General features: G+C 61.0%; 2 protein-coding genes. One reads left to right on the forward strand and one right to left on the reverse strand.

The annotated features are described in order from the left end of the window. The coding region (locus LXN01_RS15980) for an integrase core domain-containing protein (protein ID WP_236866836.1) at positions 1-327 on the forward strand (327 nt) is incomplete at its 5' end. A 36-nt stretch (positions 328-363) separates the two neighbouring features. Here LXN01_RS15980 and LXN01_RS15985 read toward each other — a convergent pair. After that, positions 364-708, reverse strand: a 345-nt coding sequence (locus LXN01_RS15985; RefSeq protein WP_236866838.1) for an integrase core domain-containing protein, incomplete at its 5' end; no start/stop codon positions are given.

Here is a 708-nt window from a genome sequence, read left to right on the forward strand (position 1 = left end):
TCCAACAGGCCGGTGTTGCAACGACCGGTTGAACCCGCCCAATTCACATCCTGGGCCTTCACCAAGCGCATCCGTGACGCCGGCCTCGTCGGATCCATGGGAACCATCGGCGACGGGTATGACAATGCCATGATCGAGTCGTTCTGGGGCACCATGCAGGTCGAGCTGCTCAACCGGAAGAAGTGGAAGACCCGATTGCAACTGGCCAATGCGATGTTCGACTACATCGAGATCTACTACAACCGCTCCCGCCGCCACTCAGCACTAAACTGGGACAGCCCAACCAACTACGAAGACCGATCTCGAAGCCAACCCATCTCAGCCTGAATTCTCACGACACAGCGGAACGAAAGCCAGGACACGTCAGGCGGTTGCGAGGTGTTCCTCGGTGGTGCTGTTGGCATAGTAGTCGGCTTCGATCTCGGTCGGTGTGCGGTAGCCGAGGTTCTGGTGCAGCCGGGTGGTGTTCCACCAGTGGACCCAGTTCATGGTGGCGAACTCGACCTCGGTCAGCGATGCCCACGACGGCTGGGAGTAGATCAGCTCGGTCTTGTACAGCCCGTTGACCGTCTCCGCCAGCGCGTTGTCGTAGGAGTCGCCCACGGTGCCGACCGAGGCCTGGATCCTGGCGGCGGTGAGCCGTTCGGTGTAGGCGATCGCCAGGTACTGGGCGGGTTCAACCGGTCGTTGCAACACCGGCCTGTTGGA

It is taken from the genome of Brevibacterium daeguense, assembly GCF_021729135.1.
In the GTDB taxonomy this organism is placed as follows: Bacteria; Actinomycetota; Actinomycetes; order Actinomycetales; family Brevibacteriaceae; genus Brevibacterium; species Brevibacterium daeguense.